General features: G+C 42.8%; 15 protein-coding genes. 6 read left to right on the forward strand and 9 right to left on the reverse strand.

The features are described from left to right. Positions 1-76: 76 nt before the first annotated feature. On the reverse strand, positions 77-733 hold the full coding sequence (locus ACH9UM_RS08280; RefSeq protein ID WP_004845227.1) for a Crp/Fnr family transcriptional regulator: 657 nt from the start codon (positions 731-733) through the stop codon (positions 77-79). Positions 734-1,047: 314 nt separating this feature from the next. Here ACH9UM_RS08280 and ACH9UM_RS08285 point away from each other — a divergent pair, with 314 nt between their 5' ends. The 3 genes from ACH9UM_RS08285 (at position 1,048) to ACH9UM_RS08295 (ending at position 3,787) form a co-directional block, all read left to right on the forward strand. Continuing rightward, on the forward strand, positions 1,048-2,940 hold the full coding sequence (locus tag ACH9UM_RS08285; RefSeq protein WP_009319929.1) for an OPT family oligopeptide transporter: 1,893 nt from the start codon (positions 1,048-1,050) through the stop codon (positions 2,938-2,940). Positions 2,941-3,077: 137 nt separating this feature from the next. Continuing rightward, positions 3,078-3,440 (forward strand): PqqD family protein, encoded by a 363-nt coding sequence (locus ACH9UM_RS08290; RefSeq protein ID WP_022003258.1) that lies wholly within the window; start codon positions 3,078-3,080, stop codon positions 3,438-3,440. Continuing rightward, entirely contained in the window at positions 3,440-3,787 is a 348-nt protein-coding gene (locus tag ACH9UM_RS08295) for a hypothetical protein (protein WP_004845223.1), read from the forward strand. The genes ACH9UM_RS08290 and ACH9UM_RS08295 overlap by 1 nt, the downstream gene beginning before the upstream one ends. A gap of 60 nt (positions 3,788-3,847) precedes the next feature. Here ACH9UM_RS08295 and ACH9UM_RS08300 read toward each other — a convergent pair whose 3' ends face one another. Both ACH9UM_RS08300 and ACH9UM_RS08305 read right to left on the reverse strand, forming a co-directional pair. Then, positions 3,848-4,663 (reverse strand): PHP domain-containing protein, encoded by an 816-nt coding sequence (locus ACH9UM_RS08300; RefSeq protein WP_004845222.1) that lies wholly within the window; start codon positions 4,661-4,663, stop codon positions 3,848-3,850. Positions 4,664-4,824: 161 nt separating this feature from the next. Further along, a complete protein-coding gene (locus tag ACH9UM_RS08305) occupies positions 4,825-4,995 on the reverse strand; it encodes a hypothetical protein (protein WP_009243362.1) in 171 nt (56 codons plus the stop codon). Between the two features lie 813 nt (positions 4,996-5,808). Here ACH9UM_RS08305 and asnA point away from each other — a divergent pair. Further along, entirely contained in the window at positions 5,809-6,819 is a 1,011-nt protein-coding gene (asnA, locus tag ACH9UM_RS08310; protein ID WP_004845220.1) for an aspartate--ammonia ligase, read from the forward strand. Positions 6,820-6,901: 82 nt separating this feature from the next. Here asnA and ACH9UM_RS08315 read toward each other — a convergent pair whose 3' ends face one another. From ACH9UM_RS08315 to ACH9UM_RS08325, 3 genes are all read right to left on the reverse strand, one after another. Next, positions 6,902-7,228 carry a hypothetical protein gene (locus tag ACH9UM_RS08315; protein ID WP_009243363.1) on the reverse strand — a complete coding sequence of 109 codons (327 nt, stop codon included), beginning with the start codon at positions 7,226-7,228 and terminating at the stop codon, positions 6,902-6,904. Between the two features lie 197 nt (positions 7,229-7,425). Further along, complete coding sequence (locus ACH9UM_RS08320; RefSeq protein WP_004845217.1) at positions 7,426-8,058, reverse strand: C39 family peptidase; 633 nt, start codon at positions 8,056-8,058, stop codon at positions 7,426-7,428. Then, positions 8,048-9,577 carry a Na+/H+ antiporter NhaC family protein gene (locus ACH9UM_RS08325; protein WP_004845216.1) on the reverse strand — a complete coding sequence of 510 codons (1,530 nt, stop codon included), beginning with the start codon at positions 9,575-9,577 and terminating at the stop codon, positions 8,048-8,050. The genes ACH9UM_RS08320 and ACH9UM_RS08325 overlap by 11 nt, the downstream gene beginning before the upstream one ends. 215 nt (positions 9,578-9,792) lie before the next feature. Between ACH9UM_RS08325 and glpK the strand changes: the two genes are divergently transcribed. Next, positions 9,793-11,307 (forward strand): glycerol kinase GlpK, encoded by a 1,515-nt coding sequence (gene glpK / locus ACH9UM_RS08330; protein WP_004845215.1) that lies wholly within the window; start codon positions 9,793-9,795, stop codon positions 11,305-11,307. A 17-nt stretch (positions 11,308-11,324) separates the two neighbouring features. On the opposite strand, the gene ACH9UM_RS08335 is transcribed toward glpK, so the two are convergent. From ACH9UM_RS08335 to ACH9UM_RS08345, 3 genes are all read right to left on the reverse strand, one after another. Continuing rightward, entirely contained in the window at positions 11,325-12,269 is a 945-nt protein-coding gene (locus tag ACH9UM_RS08335; protein WP_004845214.1) for a SufD family Fe-S cluster assembly protein, read from the reverse strand. Beyond that, on the reverse strand, positions 12,259-13,005 hold the full coding sequence (locus tag ACH9UM_RS08340) for an ABC transporter ATP-binding protein (RefSeq protein ID WP_004845213.1): 747 nt from the start codon (positions 13,003-13,005) through the stop codon (positions 12,259-12,261). The genes ACH9UM_RS08335 and ACH9UM_RS08340 overlap by 11 nt, the downstream gene beginning before the upstream one ends. Before the next feature lie 147 nt (positions 13,006-13,152). After that, positions 13,153-14,028, reverse strand: coding sequence for a LysR family transcriptional regulator (locus ACH9UM_RS08345; RefSeq protein ID WP_004845212.1), 876 nt, complete (start codon positions 14,026-14,028; stop codon positions 13,153-13,155). Positions 14,029-14,433: 405 nt separating this feature from the next. On the opposite strand from ACH9UM_RS08345, the gene ACH9UM_RS08350 reads away from it, so the two are divergent. Then, a complete protein-coding gene (locus ACH9UM_RS08350; protein WP_004845208.1) occupies positions 14,434-15,441 on the forward strand; it encodes a YeiH family protein in 1,008 nt (335 codons plus the stop codon). The last annotated feature ends 74 nt before the right edge of the window (positions 15,442-15,515 follow it).

Consider the following 15,515-nt stretch of genomic DNA (forward strand, 5'->3'; position numbering starts at 1 on the left):
ATATTATACCGGATGAATTTTCTTTTCAGTGACAAAATCACAATTAACATCTATGTGCCGTTTTGCCGTTTCAAGATTAGATTTTTCTCAGTCCTGCCTCGTTAAGTATTTCCACTTTCCCGCGGGTCAGTTTCACAAGTCCGTCAGCCTGAAACTGCTTCAGTATCCTTGTCACTACTTCCCTCGCTGTCCCCGCATCCCGCGCCAATGCCTCGTGCGTAATCGCCAGACTGTCTGAGCGCTCCATCACTTTATGGTCGAGCAGAGCCGATGCGATACGAGATGCTACATTTGAAAAAACGAACTGATTAAACAGCCACATGATGTCAGAAAACTTTTCCGATATCATCTCCATCGTATAGTCTTTCACAATTCCGCTCTCATCATACAGTTTGCGATACACACACTTTGGAATCGTATAAAGTTCACAGTCTGTTTCCATCTCCATATCAAGCTCCACATCCATACCATTAAGCATACACGCCGCGCTCAGAATACTGACATCTCCTTCCAGCAAACGGAATAATGTAATATCTCCGCCGCCCGGTGATGTAATAAATACCCGCACTCTTCCTTTTCCGATGATCTGGACTCCGGCGCATTCTCCGCCGCCGAAATGGAGCTGCGTTTTCTTTTGGCATTCTGTTTTTACCATATTGTTCCTGATTTCTTCTTTCTGTTTATCTGTCAGACTTTCCCAAAAAGGAAGCGCCTGTTCTAAAATTTCATTCATTTCCACTTTTCACCTTCCGTCTTGCTGCCTCTTATTATAAAAGAATCTTCCTGAAATATAAAGTGTAAAATCTCTCCGCCCGCTCCGCCTGAATTTCTTCTTCGCCGTTTTCCCCTGCAATTTTATCCAAAACGCAGAATATGTCAAAAAAAACCGTCATAATATTAATAAATATTAATATTACTGTAGAAATATTGACGAATATTGCATAAATACAAATTTTTCTTCTTCCTTTTATCACGCCAAAGTGGTATAATGTTATAGACTTTACTACAAAGTCTTTAATTTTACAGAAAGGAAAAGGAATGAACATCATGGAAAAGAAAAATGAGTTCAAACCGTATATTCCGGCAGATAAAATCGTTCCGGAGTTTACGGTAACTTCAATCGTGATTGGTATTATCCTTGCAGTCGTTTTCGGAGCCGCAAACGCATACCTCGGACTGATCGTCGGTATGACAGTATCAGCTTCCATTCCGGCAGCAGTTATCTCTATGGGTATCATCCGTGTGATTCTTCGTAAGGATTCCATTCTCGAAAACAATCTTGTGCAGACAATCGGTTCCGCCGGAGAGTCTGTAGCGGCAGGTGCTATCTTCACTCTGCCTGCATTATTTATCTGGGCTGAGGAGGGAAAAATCGCTTTCCCAAGTATGATGACGATCTTTCTCGTTGCACTTTTCGGAGGTGTCCTCGGAATTTGCTTCATGGTGCCGCTTCGTCAGGCATTGATCGTTGAAGAACACGGCACACTTCCGTTCCCGGAAGGAACAGCCTGCGCAGAAGTTCTTCTTGCAGGAGAAGAGGGAGGCGCAAAAGCAGGTACTGTATTCGCAGGACTCGGTATCGCAGCAGCTTACAAATTCATCGCAGACGGATTCAAATTATTCCCAAGCGAAATCGGTTATGCTTTCAAAAGCTATGCAGGATCTCAGATCGGTATTCAGGTTCTTCCTGCTCTTGCAGGTGTCGGCTTCATCTGTGGACCGAAGATTTCAAGCTACATGCTTGCAGGAGGTACTCTGAGCTGGTTCGTACTTATGCCGGCAATCGCTTTGTTCGGCGCTGACGCTACGATCTTCCCAGGCACAGCTCCGATCTCTGAATTGCTTGCAGCCAACGGACCGTCTGCTCTTTGGAGCAACTACATCAAATACATCGGAGCCGGAGCTGTTGCTACCGGCGGTATGATCAGCCTGATCAAGAGCTTCCCGCTGATCGTCCGTACATTTAAACAGGCTATGTCCAGTATGTCCAAAAAACGTTCCAACACAACGCTCGTTCGTACACAGCAGGATCTTCCTATGCCGATCCTTCTTGTAGTTCTTCTTGTGATCGTTGTTGCAATCTGGCTCATCCCGGCATTCCCTGTAAGTCCGCTCGGATCACTTATCATCGTAATCTTCGGTTTCTTCTTTGCAACCGTTTCTTCTCGTATGGTAGGTCTGATCGGTTCTTCTAACAACCCTGTTTCCGGTATGGCGATCGCAACATTGATCATCGCTACACTGGCTTTAAAAGCAACAGGTACAACAGGTACAAAAGGTATGGTCGGAGCAATCGCTATCGGCGGTATCATCTGTGTAATCGCAGCAATCGCCGGAGATACGTCTCAGGACCTTAAAACCGGATTTATCGTAGGAGCTACACCGAAGAAACAGCAGATCGGTGAATTGATCGGTGTCATTGTTTCAGCGGCAGCTATCGGCGGAGTTCTCTACCTTCTGAACGAAGCTTGGTCTTACGGTTCAAAAGAACTTCCGGCAGCTCAGGCTACAATGATGAAAATGCTCGTTGAAGGTATCATGAACGCAGAACTTCCGTGGGGACTCATCCTTATCGGTGTGTTTATCGCAATCGTAGTCGAGATCATAAAAGTTCCGGTAATGCCGTTCGCAGTCGGTATGTATCTCCCGTTCAGCTTAAGCGCAGGTATCATGGCCGGTGGAGCTGTTCGTTTCCTTGTTGAAAAGATCAAAGGTACGGACGAAGAAAAGAAAGCCCGCACAGACAAAGGCGTGCTCTTCACATCAGGACTTATCGCAGGAGAAGGTATCACCGGTATCCTGCTTGCAGGATTTGCAGTTGCGAAACTTGACGTAGCTTTAAAATTCTCACTTCCGCAAGTTGGAAGTCTGATTATCTTCATCGCTCTTCTCGGCGGATTGTTCGCACTCTGCATGAAAGCGAAACCTGCTAAAAAATAAAACCGTACATTCAGTTCAACGTATAAACAAAGTACATACATGATCTGATTGTTCACCGGAGGCAGTCTGCTGCTTGCAGGCTGCCTCTTTTTATGATATTATTCTGTAATGATATTGTAGAGAGGATCTTCATTAAGATGAGTAAAAAAAGTAAAAAAAACGAAAAAAACTATCTTGATTTTATTCCTGTAAAAAATCCGGATATAGAATATGAAACAGATGAAAACGGAATCGTCACCGTCTTTATCGAATGGAAAGGCTTCTATCACAAAATTGCCCAGAAAATATTCCGCCGCCCGAGAGTCAGCGATATTAAAATGGATAAGTACGGAAGTTTCGTATGGCATGCGATAGACGATGAAAAAGACGTACATCAGCTTTCCAAAGAAATGGAATCTGAATTTCCGAAAATGGAAAAATCATTATCCCGTTTAATTAAATTTCTTGAGATCATGAAAGACAACAACCTGATCTACTGGAAAGGAGAGGAGAAAAAATAATGTTAAAATACATTCCCTACGTCCTTATGTTTGCCGTTGCCACAATGATCATTTACGGATGGGGTCTTTGGCGCACAATGCACCAGAAACAGGATCTCTCCAACATGCTCTGTTCAAAAGGAATCTCCAAAGTCAAAAAAGCGCTCAAAAAAAATAAGTCGCTGACAAAAAAAGAACTGGAACCCTTTGTAAAAGATCTGACCGCAAAACAGCCGTTCAACAGCGAGCGAATCGGAGTGACCGATCCAAATGCTTTCCTTGATTCGATTCTCCCGTATATGCTGAAACAAAAAATGATAAAAGAAATAAGAGAAGACAAAAAAGTTGTCTATCAGTTAAACAAATAACTGATAGACAACTTTTTCTTATCGCATGCTCCACACAGCGATCATTTTCCATTCATCGGATCAAGAATGATAATACAGTTCGATCGGATCGATCGGATCAAACGGATGCTCTTCTTCCATTTTTTTATTTCTGCCATGTCTTTTCACTAATTCTCCGCTCTTATTATAAACCCAGAAGGAATATACCAAAAGCTTGTTGATCTTTCCGATCTTTTCCTTCGTAGTCTTATTATAAAGCACTCCTCCCGCTTTAAACGGAGTTTTCTTATGGATCAGCGAAATCAGTTCCGTCTCACATGTAACAGGTTCCGGAAGGATCGTATATCCCCGTCCGACACAGTCCGGCTTATGTGAATCACTTCCGCCAGTCATAACTTTTCCATATTTTTTCGCCAGTTTTTCCGCACCTGAATTCGACGAAACGGGCTCACAGCTATTAAATGCCTCTACAAAATCAAAACGCTTTACAATCTCCGGAGATAAGTAATACCGCCGCGCATTCGTAAAACTCATATACTTCTCACCGCATGGATGAGCAGGACCTAGGACTCCGCCGTTTCGATGCACAAGGTCGATTAAAAGCGCCAGCGGCATCCCCCGCATCTCAAGCAGACGCATCTTCACCCCTTCCGGCATAATAACAAGGATATGCCCGGCATCCCTTGTGTCATACTCAATCCCTTTCAATACAACAAAATCCGTATGCTTCTTTCCTTTTATATTTTCTTTCCAATATCGGTATCCGTTGTATGTGTCATGATCGGTAATGACCATCCCTTGAAAACCATGCTTTTTTAAAATCGTAATATACTCTTCCACTCCAACCTTGCTGTCGATCGAGCCTTCTTTCACGTGGCAATGCATATCTATTTTCATACACAAGCCCCCTTTTCCGGTGTAATCACCTGATATTTTTTATCCCTATCATTCATGAAATTATTATACATCATCCGAACAGTTGATTACAACTGTTATACACCGACATTTCACATTTCAGAAGACAACGGTAGTTGATAAAATCCAAAACACCCGGTCACTCACTCCTGTATCGCTGCAACCCCTCCGAAAAGACATGCCGTACATACAGACATATAAACGACTGCCGGAATCTCTGTTCTCCCAAATGCAAACAACACCGCCAGAAATATTGTCAAAAATAAACAGATCACTATAAAAATTTCTCTTGCTGTCTTTCTTTTTCTCTTCATAATAAAAACACACCTTTCCAAAATATCATCTTTTCCAAAAAGTTTTCCAAAAAGTTTTCTAAAAAAATCTTATCAGAAAAGGTGTGCCATAAACCCGACTCATTACGCAATATACAGCAATACATAGCAATATACATACCTCTGCCAAGTTTTATGCTTTCGCTATTTTACCGAATATATTTCCGCACAACTGAAAGTGGATGCCAATCAACTCATCTTGATCAACATCCACTTTCAATGTGATATTACTATCATTCTTTTTTTACCTCTCTTTTCTATCTTCTTTTTGATAGATCAACTTACGTTCCCGGTGGTCCGTACCTCCTATTCTTAGATTTCCATCGAACTTCAGTTTCCGATGGATTTTTCAAATACAGATTTTACTTCTCTCATAACTTTCTCGTCATTATGATCTTTCTCTGTATCTTTCCATCCGATCCCTGATCACGATATCCGATGGATGAATAAAACATTTACTAAAATTCTTTCAAAACAAAATATTTTTTATTTAGTTTTGATTGATTATTTAGTTTGTTTTATTTGTTGATTTAATAATATCACTCTATTATGTGTTTGTCAATATTATTTCTAATATTTTTTCATTTTATTTTAAATTATCTGTTATTTTATATCCTCATTGTGAATAATCTGAAATACAGGCAGCAAACGAGCAGCAAAAAGAAAAGCTCAATGAATTTTCTCCATGAAAAAATCTGTCAGTAACATAATCAAAAAAGTCACAGTTGACTTCTCCCCTTCTCCCCATTAAAATAAAACATAAATGTCAATACATCAAAAGAGGAGTGGTTATATATGGAACATTTAAAAATACCGGAGGGATATTCTTCTCCGCTTACAATCCGTGAAACAGAAGTCGCTATCAAAGAAGTTAAGGATCATTTCGAGCGCGCGCTTGCAAAATCTCTTCATTTGACGCGTGTATCTGCCCCGTTGTTTGTTCTTCCGCAGTCCGGTATGAACGACAATCTAAACGGAATTGAACGTCCGGTATCATTCGGAATCAAAGAGCAGGACGATGCCTGCGCGGAAATCGTTCATTCCCTCGCAAAATGGAAGCGATATGCCTTAAAAAAATACGGTTTTCATTCCGGCGAAGGTCTTTACACTGACATGACTGCAATCCGTCGTGACGAAGATACCGATAACATCCACTCCCTTTATGTCGATCAGTGGGATTGGGAAAAGATTATTTCCAAAGAAGAACGGAATATGGAAACACTGGAATACACAGTCAGAAAGGTATACAGTGCATTAAAAGATACCGAGGACTACATATCAAGAAGGTACAACTATATCGAACCTCTTCTTCCTGATGATATTTTCTTCATCACTTCACAGGAACTGGAAGACATGTTCCCTGACTGCACTCCAAAAGAACGAGAACTGCGTATTGCAAAAGCAAAAGGCGCCGTATTCATCTCACAGATCGGAAAAGTGCTCGCTTCAGGCGAAAAGCACGACGGACGTGCGCCGGACTATGACGACTGGGAGTTAAACGGCGATATCATCGTTTATTATCCGGTTCTTGACATCGCTCTCGAGCTTTCTTCTATGGGCATCCGTGTCGATGAAGAATCATTAAAATCTCAATTAAAAACCGCAGGATGCGAAGACCGCGCTAAACTGCCTTTCCAGAAATCTCTTCTTGACGGAGAACTCCCTTATACTGTAGGCGGCGGGATCGGCCAGTCACGTATCTGTATGTATTATTTAAGAAAAGCTCACATCGGAGAAGTCCATTCTTCTATGTGGCCGGAATCAATCGTCGAAACCGCTTCCGAAAACGGAATCCATTTATTATAAAATGCACAAAACTGCCGCACTGAACTTAACTAAAAATCAGTTCAATGCGGCAGTTCTCTTTTATTCAGACATCATGGTTTCTTCATAGAAGAAATCCGTTTTCTTCTAAAGTCCATGTGTCGTCTTTACTTTCACGTGTAAACATCCAACTATAACCTTCATATGAAGTTCCCGGAGTGAACACGCCCGGTTCGGCATCCTCCTCAACATAAAAATCCATATCTATGATCAGTGTCTCTAATCCCTTGTCTTCATATTTTTGAAGGAGCGGAGCATATCCCGCATCATTTTCATGAAGAGAAGTTACATGGCAGTCCGGCATTTCCTTTATGAGGTTTTCTTCGATTATTTTAACTGCGCGGTCGATAGCCGGATCATTTTCAGGCAGATCTATAACAGCATCCGCCAATATTTTTTTCGAAGCCTTTTCTTCTTTTATAAAAGAAAAATAAGCCGATAAAACTAAATACGAGCAATATAGAAATCAAAGGAATCAATCGTTTTTTATTCATATCTCAAAATCTCCTTAGACAAAATCTTTTCAGACTCTTTTATCTGTTGCCGTCACCATATTCCCAAACCATACCGAGCTCATCCATATACCGGTTACTGAATGACCGTTTTTCTTACTACGCCGACTGCCTGCATGTGCTGTGCTTTATGGCGATCTTCCACAACTGTTTTCGGATATCGGATGCAGCCGTTATTTTCATATGGATCATTAAAATAATAACTATCTTCGTCATAACCGACAAGCAACATACAATGTTCGTTGGAGATCCACGTAAACGTCTCTCCTGTATCTAAGAGTTTCCACTGCGGACCTACGATCGGATCACGCATATTGATACACGCCCAATAAATAACCGGCATCCCCTGATCGATATATTTTTCAACCAGTTCATCAGTTGTCATCCCGGTCTCGTCCGTCACGGTATATTCAGCGCCTATTATTTTCTCAAGGGCTTCCCGGATCACCGGAGCATAGCATCCAAACGACTCGTCATCGTACGGACTTCCACAAAAATACCGATGCGGATCAGGACCGTAAACCTGCCCGTCTCTTTCTTCAAAAGACTTCTTTTCCAAATATTTTTCTATGAATTCGTCAACCGTTATATCAATGCCCAGAAACCGAAGAAGCATTACCGTCGATACACTTTCGCATCCCGTCGGGTACAGCTTGCTCTGATCGATATACGGAACATCAATACATACTTTTTTCTGCTCACCCGGCATGTTTCTTTACCTGCTTTCTCTCCAAGAACATCCGCATTCCCATAAGAACACCGATCAGAAGGATCAGACTGATTCCAAGTACGATCCACCACACCCGTATGATTCCCGCAAGAATATAGCCGACAAAACTTACCGTGGCGACAACTGCCGCATACTGCATCTGAGTAGACACATGGTTGATATGATTGCTCTGCGCTCCGGCAGACGACATAACAGTTGTGTCGGAAATCGGCGAAATGTGATCTCCGCAAACCGCTCCGGCAAGAACAGCCGATACAGAAATCGTCATCATCGTCAGGTTATCCGCTCCTGCAAAAAGAGCTGTCGCTATCGGAACGAGAATTGCAAATGTTCCCCACGACGTTCCTGTAGAAAATGACAGAAAGATCGCTACTACAAACAAAATCGCCGGAATGAAGATACTTGCCGAAGCGTTATCTCCTACAATTCCCCCGACAAATTCAGCCAGTCCGAGAGCATCTCCCATCCCTTTCAAAGACCATGCAAAAATAAGGATCGTAACAGCCGGAACCATTAATTTAAAGCCTTCTGCGAGACTGTCCATAAATCCTTTAAACGTTACGACTTTTCTCGGAAGATACAAAATCAACATAAAAAATACTGTAACGAGTGTCGCAAAGATCAAGCTTGTCTCTGCATCGCATCCCGAAAAAGCTGTAATAAGATTTGTCGCTCCGCCCTGGAATCCTGTATAGATCATTGCTCCAACCGCAGATACGATCAAAACCGCTACCGGAAGTACAAGGTCGATCACCTTACCGTTCGGATTGATCTCATCTTCCGCAACCTGATCGAATTCTTCTCCTCCTGTCGTAAACAGATCTCCTTTCGCCGCGTTTCTCTCATGCTTTTTCATCAGTCCGAAGTCAAACGCCGTCACCGTAATGAAAATAACCATCGTCAGTGTTAAAAGCGCATACAAGTTATACGGGATCGTATTCATAAAAAGCTGAAATCCGCTGATCCCCGCATCTTCCGGCACGTAAGAATTTACCGCAGCCGCCCAACTGGAGATCGGCGCGATAATACAGACAGGAGCCGCTGTCGAATCGATGATATACGCAAGTTTCGCTCTTGACACTTTATACCTGTCTGTTACCGGTCTCATTACCGATCCGACAGTCAGACAGTTAAAATAATCGTCTACAAAAATAAGCATACCAAGACCTGTCGTCGCCAAAAGGGCGCTCTTTTTCGACTTGATCTTCGTTCCCGCCCATCTTCCATAGGCTGCGGAACCTCCTGACTTTGCCATAAGAACAATGATCATTCCAAGCAAAACGTCAAAAATCAAAATATTCAGATTCATACTGTTTTTCATAATGTCAAAAAAATTGACAAATGACTCCCACGGATTAAATCCGCTGTAAAGCATTGCACCTACCGCCACGCCGATAAAAAGAGAACTGTACACCTCTTTTGTTATAAATGCGAGCACGATTGCAAGCAGCGGCGGGACAAGCGCCCACCATGTTCCGATAAACATTGATCCGTCCATACTTCACTCTCCATCTCTCTTAATCCTTTTTCTTTTCGTATCCCCGTCCTTTTCATGACGGTTTCTCTACGATTATACCATACTTTCTTTTATATCAAAAGCATTTATCGAAGAGAATAATGCTGATATAATAGCTAATAACATCACCATTATCAAAACTCGTCTCACATATACAAAAACTTCTATCAAAATGTGATGACAAAGGAGGTACTATCATGTCAAAATATATCATGGCTATGGATGCCGGAACGACAAGCAACCGATGCATCCTTTTCAATAAAAAGGGGCAAGTGTGCAGCGTCGCCCAAAGAGAATTCACCCAATATTTTCCTCATCCCGGATGGGTAGAGCACGATGCCGACGAAATATGGGCCTGTCAGCTCGGAGTTGCCGTAGAAGCAATGAACAAGATCGGTGCATCGGCAGAAGATATCGCGGCGATCGGTATTACAAACCAAAGAGAAACCGCTATCGTATGGGACCGAAAAACAGGAGAACCGGTCTATAACGCCATCGTCTGGCAATGCCGCCGCACTTCCGAATACTGCGATTCTTTGAAAGAAAAAGGTCTTACGGAAAAATTTCGTCAAAAAACGGGTCTTGTAATCGACGCTTATTTTTCCGCCACAAAGATCAAATGGATACTGGACAATGTCCCCGGAGCCAGAGAACGTGCAGAACGTCAGGAACTTCTTTTCGGCACAGTGGAGACATGGCTCATCTGGAAAATGACAAAAGGACGGGCACATGTAACGGATTACTCCAATGCTTCCCGTACGATGCTGTTTAACATCAACACCCTTTCCTGGGACGACGAGATCCTGTCCGAACTTGACATTCCGAAAAGTATGCTTCCTCAGCCAAAACCGTCAAGCTGTATCTACGGAAAGACCGATCCCGCATTTTTCGGCGGAGAGATTCCTATCGCGGGAGCTGCCGGCGATCAGCAGGCCGCCCTTTTCGGTCAGACTTGTTTTCAGGCCGGAGAAGCCAAAAACACTTACGGAACGGGCTGCTTTTTATTAATGAATACAGGCGAAAAACCTGTATTTTCCGAAAACGGACTTGTGACAACGATTGCCTGGGGATTGGACGGAAAGGTGACTTATGCGCTTGAAGGCTCTATTTTCGTAGCAGGAGCCGCCATACAATGGCTCAGAGATGAAATGCGCCTTATAGATTCAGCCGAAGATTCGGAATATATGGCGTCAAAAGTAGAAGATACGAACGGATGTTACGTCGTTCCTGCTTTCACAGGTCTTGGCGCTCCTCACTGGGATCAGTATGCACGGGGAACGATCGTAGGTATCACCCGCGGAGTAAACAAATATCACATCATCCGCGCCACTCTTGAATCGATCGCTTATCAGGTAAACGACGTGCTGGAGGCGATGAAAGCCGATTCCGGCATTGCGCTTTCTTCACTCAATGTAGACGGAGGTGCAAGCGCGAATAATTTTCTCATGCAGGTACAGGCAGATATTATAAACGCCCCTGTCAATCGTCCTTCTTTTGTAGAGACGACCGCCATGGGCGCTGCTTATCTTGCCGGACTTGCTTCCGGTTATTGGAAAAGCAAAGAAGAAATCGCAAATAACCGCTCAACCGATAAAATCTTCCTTCCTTCTGTCTGTGAAGAACTTCGGCTTAGCCGCATCAAAGGATGGAATAAAGCTGTAAAATATTCCTACGGATGGGCGAAAAACAACGATTCCGAAAAATCATTTTAAAAAACCGATGCCGAAAATCAATTCAGGAAATTTTCAATGATGACAGCTTCCGCTTCTTCCTCGCTCATACCGAACGTGCGAAGCTTCACAAGCTGTTCATCATTGATTCTGCCGATTGCCGCTTCATGAACGATCTGCGCATCTACATGTTTTGCATTGATCTCCGGAATAGAGCTTATCTCTGCCTGATCCATAATAATCGAATCACACTGCACATGTGCATGACACCGGTTATTGCCGATCGCTCTCGGATGAAAGACTTGTTTTGAATTTCCTTTCCCGACCGATCTGGAAACAATTCTTGCCGAGCTGTTTGTTCCGTTTAACTCAATGTCCATATTGGAAACTGCCGACTGTTCTTCATCTGTCATCAGCTTTTCTGTCACAAACAGTTTCGCGTTGTCCGCCAGCTCAATATAATTTTCTCTCTCCGTACAGTCTACGCCGCTGATCTGCGTTGTCTCAAGCGTAAATACTGAATTCTCTCCGACATAGATCTTTGTCACCGGATTGAGCGTTTTCTTACCCGAGCCGTTTCCCTGAGCATAATGATTTTCTATATATTTCACATTCGCATTTTTACCTACATGAAATGCATGGATTCCGTCATGACGGGTTTCCGAACACCCTTCCCCGTGGATTCCGCATCCTGCGATAATCGTTACATCTGCTCCGTCTTCTATATAGAAATCATTGTATACAATATCCACACCTTCTTCAGTCATTACTACAGGAATGTGAACCTGCTCTTCTTTTGCTTCACCGCTTATATAAATATCGATTCCCTGTCTGTCCTCTTTCGGAACAATCTTAATATGACGGCTGTCCCCATGACAAACCGCCAAACCGTTCAGTCTGAGGTTATATGCCCCTTCCTTTTTAAATCCATAAGAATCGATCACATCAAGCACTTGCTGTGTCACAACAGCGTCTTTGTCATTTCCTTCAAAATCAGCGCTCATAAAGTTCGCCTCCTTTTTGTATTCTGCATCCGCATGATTCCGGTTTCTTCCCGAACAAGATCGGAACGATCTCATCCGCCGTGCCGACCGCTTCTACTTTTCCGTCTCCGATAACCATGATCCTGTCCGCCATGCGTATAATACGCTCTTGATGTGAGATCAAGATCAGACTCTGCTTCTTTTCTTTGTGAATCTGTTCAAACCGCTTGATCAACATCGAAAAACTCCACAGGTCAATCCCTGCTTCCGGTTCATCAAATACACATATCTTATGATCTTTTGCCAGAACTGTCGCAATTTCAATCCTCTTCATCTCTCCGCCCGAAAGCGTCGCGTCAGCTTCTCTGTTAATATATTCTTTCGCGCAAAGACCGACACTGCTTAACAACTCACAGCATGTCGTATCATCTAATTCTCTGCCTGCCGCAAGAGAAAGCAGCCTTTTTACTGTCATCCCCTTAAAGCGCGGCGGCTGCTGAAATGCAAACCCCATTCCTGCCTGCGCTCTCTTATCGATCGTATACGATGTAATATCCTGCCCGTCCAGTATGATCTTACCGCCTGTCGCCTCATTGATCCCCATAAGAAGTTTCGCAAGCGTCGATTTACCTCCCCCGTTAGGACCTGTAATGACAAGCATCTCCCCGTCTTCCACCGTAAAACTTACATCTGTTAATATCTCTGATTGTCTTCCTTCTTCTGTTATATTGTACGATAAATGTTCTGCCTGTAACATTCCGGAAATTCACTTCCTTTTTCTTTTTTATTTCTCTTTTTATTTTTCTTCTTTATTTCTCTTTTTATTTTTTCTTCTGCTCTGCGCAGAAAAAATTATATTTTACGCAGAAAATTGATGAATAGATAAAAGTTTCTCCCTTTTTCGTCATTTTGAAAAATATCCGAACTTTTCTCTATACTTGTCTGCATAAAAACTGCCCCGCCTCCAGATAAAAGTAAATTCTCGCACTATATGAAAATCTTCCAATGGAATTTTGACCAATGCTTCGCTTTCCAACTCTTCCCATATGGCAGTTTCATATAAAAATGTAATACCGCATTTTAATTTTGTCAACTCTTTGATCGTATGCATACTTCCAATCTCTACCGTCTGCCGAAAATTACCGATGCTCAGATTACAGGACTCCAAATACCTCTCCAGCACTTCGCGCGTACCCGATCCGTCCTCTCTGATCAAAATACGTTCTCCGAAAAGATCTTCTATCCGTTTTGGTTTCTTTTTAAACGGATAATCAGGGCTGCACACCGCTATATACGGCTCTTCTGAATATTTCTGAAAATCATATTCATTCTTCTTGAAAAAACCTTCTACCAAAGCAAAGTCGATCTCGCCTTCATCCAGTTTCTTCAAAAGTTCCCGTGTATTTTCTACGATCATATGTATGTGCGCGTTCGGATACATTTCAAGATAATTAAAAATCATTTTCCCGCCCAGCACATCTCCCACTGTCCTCGTTGCTCCGAAACGAAGTTCTTCTGATTCGCCCGCTCTTTTCATCTCATCTTGCATTGCAGTTTCATCATGCATCATCGTCAATGACGCGTTTTTCAAAATCTCTCCCGCTTCGGTCAGCTCCAGCTTTTTCCCCTCATAGCGGAACAGCTTCGTATTATAATGCTTTTCCAGAAAACGGATATGCTGTGATACCGCAGGCTGAGTGATATTCAGTTTTTCCGCTGCCCGTGTGAAATTCATATACCGGCATACCGCCAGAAACGTTTCCATTCTAAAATCAAGCATACTCTTTCCCCGTTATATTTCTCAACAGTTCAGCCATACAGTGTACGTGAAGCAGAAAACATGCCTGCATGTTTTTGCGAGCGGACATCTGTATGCGGTGAGCGCCCGTTTATGAGTAAAACAGTGGCAGCAGCCACGATAAGCACGCAGTGTGGTTTTACGAATGGCGCAGACTGAACTGTTACTTTCTCTTTCCTCATTATATCATTTTTATATTTTATAAGCAGCGGGCGGTGTTTTCACCGAACACCCGCCCGAGCTCTATAAGAATTACTCCCTGCGTTTAATTATAACATAAATTTATTATTATATAAATATTAATAATTTTATTTTATATATTTTTTATGATATTGTATTTCCGGAAACAGGAATAACAACACATCATTTTGCAAAGGAGATTTTATTATGAACTTTTTAAAAAAGAACGGCGCCGGTCTTCTGCTATGTCTCGCCATCTCCATTCCGGCATGGTTTCTCGGAAAATCATTTCCCGTCATAGGAGGACCTGTCTTTGCCATTCTAATCGGCATGGTTTTGACACTGATATTAAAAGAAAAAGAACCGTTTACCGCAGGAATTAACTATACCTCCAAAAAAATACTGCAGGCCGCTGTTATTTTTCTTGGATTCGGAATGAATTTATCTCAAATACTTGCAGGCGGAAAGCAGTCTTTGCCGATCATAATTTCCACGATCACAACATCGCTTATCATTGCATTTATTTTATATAAAGCTCTGAAACTAAAGACAAACAATGCAATTTTAGTCGGCGTGGGATCGTCCATATGCGGAGGAAGCGCGATCGCCGCAACCGCGCCTGTCATCGACGCGACGGACGAAGAGGTTGCTCAGTCGATCTCTGTTATCTTTTTATTCAACGTGCTGGCCGCACTGATCTTTCCTACGTTGGGCGCTGTCCTCGGACTAAGCAATGAAGGTTTCGGATTATTTGCCGGAACTGCCATTAACGACACATCATCCGTAACCGCGGCTGCCGCCGCCTGGGACGGAATCCACGCAAGTCATACTCTGGAAACTGCAACGATCGTAAAAATGACCCGTACGCTTGCTATTATCCCGATCACATTAGCCCTAGCTTTTTATCGGGAAAAAAAGGAGAAAAAAGAAGAAGGCTCTTCTTTTAGCTTCAAGAAGTCCTTCCCGTTCTTTGTGCTTTTTTTCATCCTTGCATCTGTCGTAACAACAATATTCCACCTTCCTGCCGCAGTCACAGGTCCTCTTAAGGAACTGAGCAAATTTTTGATCGTCATGGCTATGGCGGCGATCGGGCTGAATACAAATATCGTTCACCTTGTAAAAACAGGCGCGAAACCAATCTTCACAGGTTTTTGCTGCTGGGTCGGCATATCGCTTGTAAGTCTTGGAATGCAGCATATGATGGGACTTTGGTAAAGAATTTAATTGTCCGTTTTCCCCAAAAATGGTATACTGTCTATAAATATCTGAGAACCGAAACCACATCGTTT

The organism is Mediterraneibacter torques (assembly GCF_044591705.1).
Taxonomy (GTDB): domain Bacteria; phylum Bacillota; class Clostridia; order Lachnospirales; family Lachnospiraceae; genus Mediterraneibacter; species Mediterraneibacter torques.

Excerpts from the sequence above, each read along its gene's own strand:
- ACH9UM_RS08280 (WP_004845227.1), bottom strand. The coding sequence starts at position 733 with ATGAATGAAATTTTAGAACAGGCGCTTCCTTTTTGGGAAAGTCTGACA.
- ACH9UM_RS08285 (WP_009319929.1), top strand. The coding sequence starts at position 1,048 with ATGGAAAAGAAAAATGAGTTCAAACCGTATATTCCGGCAGATAAAATC.
- ACH9UM_RS08290 (WP_022003258.1), top strand. The coding sequence starts at position 3,078 with ATGAGTAAAAAAAGTAAAAAAAACGAAAAAAACTATCTTGATTTTATT.
- ACH9UM_RS08295 (WP_004845223.1), top strand. The coding sequence starts at position 3,440 with ATGTTAAAATACATTCCCTACGTCCTTATGTTTGCCGTTGCCACAATG.
- ACH9UM_RS08300 (WP_004845222.1), bottom strand. The coding sequence starts at position 4,663 with ATGAAAATAGATATGCATTGCCACGTGAAAGAAGGCTCGATCGACAGC.
- ACH9UM_RS08305 (WP_009243362.1), bottom strand. The coding sequence starts at position 4,995 with ATGAAGAGAAAAAGAAAGACAGCAAGAGAAATTTTTATAGTGATCTGT.
- asnA (WP_004845220.1), top strand. The coding sequence starts at position 5,809 with ATGGAACATTTAAAAATACCGGAGGGATATTCTTCTCCGCTTACAATC.
- ACH9UM_RS08320 (WP_004845217.1), bottom strand. The coding sequence starts at position 8,058 with ATGCCGGGTGAGCAGAAAAAAGTATGTATTGATGTTCCGTATATCGAT.
- ACH9UM_RS08325 (WP_004845216.1), bottom strand. The coding sequence starts at position 9,577 with ATGGACGGATCAATGTTTATCGGAACATGGTGGGCGCTTGTCCCGCCG.
- glpK (WP_004845215.1), top strand. The coding sequence starts at position 9,793 with ATGTCAAAATATATCATGGCTATGGATGCCGGAACGACAAGCAACCGA.
- ACH9UM_RS08335 (WP_004845214.1), bottom strand. The coding sequence starts at position 12,269 with ATGAGCGCTGATTTTGAAGGAAATGACAAAGACGCTGTTGTGACACAG.
- ACH9UM_RS08340 (WP_004845213.1), bottom strand. The coding sequence starts at position 13,005 with ATGTTACAGGCAGAACATTTATCGTACAATATAACAGAAGAAGGAAGA.
- ACH9UM_RS08345 (WP_004845212.1), bottom strand. The coding sequence starts at position 14,028 with ATGCTTGATTTTAGAATGGAAACGTTTCTGGCGGTATGCCGGTATATG.
- ACH9UM_RS08350 (WP_004845208.1), top strand. The coding sequence starts at position 14,434 with ATGAACTTTTTAAAAAAGAACGGCGCCGGTCTTCTGCTATGTCTCGCC.